This window comes from Deltaproteobacteria bacterium, assembly GCA_019912665.1.
In the GTDB taxonomy this organism is placed as follows: Bacteria; Desulfobacterota; GWC2-55-46; order GWC2-55-46; family GWC2-55-46; genus UBA5799.
Genome location: JAIOIE010000001.1, coordinates 1 through 1,100, shown reverse-complemented (window position 1 = coordinate 1,100; position 1,100 = coordinate 1). Strand labels below are relative to the sequence as shown.

Here is a 1,100-nt window from a genome sequence, read left to right as displayed (position 1 = left end):
CAAGATCTTCAATCGGTACAAGGAGAGCGGTTTCGAGTCGCTGAGCGACCGCTCCAGACGGCCGGTTCGTTACGCCAACCAGCTGCCGCCACAGCTCGAGGGCCTGATCGTCAGCCTCAAGCGCGAGAAGCCCCATTGGGGGGCCCGCAAGATCCGCGAGCTGCTCGTACGTCGACTCGATGGCGACGTGCGCATCCCGGCCAAAAGCACCATCCACGCGGTCTTGCATCGCAACGGGCTGGTCAAGGGCGTGCTGCGCAGACGCCACCGGGCCGTCGGCACACGCCTGTCGCCCGGAGCGGCGCCCAACGACCTGTGGTGCGTGGACTTCAAGGGCGAGTTCAGGCTGGGCAATGGCCAGTACTGCTACCCCCTGACCGCCACCGACCACGCCTCGCGCTTCCTGCTCATGTGCGAAGCCCTGGAATCGACCCGTGAGGCCACCGCCATTACCGCCTTCGAGCAGCTCTTCCTCGAGCGCGGCCTGCCGGCATCGATTCGCTCCGACAACGGCGTGCCCTTCGCAAGCCCCAATAGCCTGTTCAACCTCTCCAAGCTATCGGTCTGGTGGCTGCGCCTGGGGATCGCCATCGAGCGCATCCAGCCGGGACAGCCGCAGCAAAACGGCCGTCATGAGCGCATGCACCTGACGTTGAAGAGGGAAACCACGCGGCCGCCGGAAATGAACACCCTGCAGCAGCAGGCGCGATTCGATTCCTTCATCGAGGAATTCAACCAGGAACGCCCGCACGAGGCCTTGGCCATGAAAACCCCGGGCCAGGTCTACACCCCCTCGCCGCGGGCCTACAACGGCCTGCCCGAGCTCACCTACCCGCTGCACGACCGCGACGTCATCGTCACCGCCTGCGGTCGAATCTGCCTGCACCGCAAGCGGGTAAACCTCTCACACGTCTTCGCCGGCCAGCGCGTCGGCATCAAGGAAGTCGACGAAGGCATCTGGATCGTAAGCTTCATGCATTACGATCTCGGCTTCATCGACTTGGAGCAGAAAACCCTGCAACCCGTGGACAACCCGTTTCGGATCGGGCTGTCACCCATGTGTTAGGTACGGCCTGTCACCTATGTGATCAGGCCGTACC

The 1,100-nt window shown here is 63.8% G+C and carries 1 protein-coding gene; it reads left to right on the top strand.

Features of this window, described 5'->3' with window-relative positions:
- A partial coding sequence (locus K8I01_00005) for an integrase core domain-containing protein (protein ID MBZ0218807.1) occupies window positions 1-1,066 on the top strand: 1,066 nt, incomplete at its 5' end.
- Window positions 1,067-1,100 lie beyond the last annotated feature (34 nt).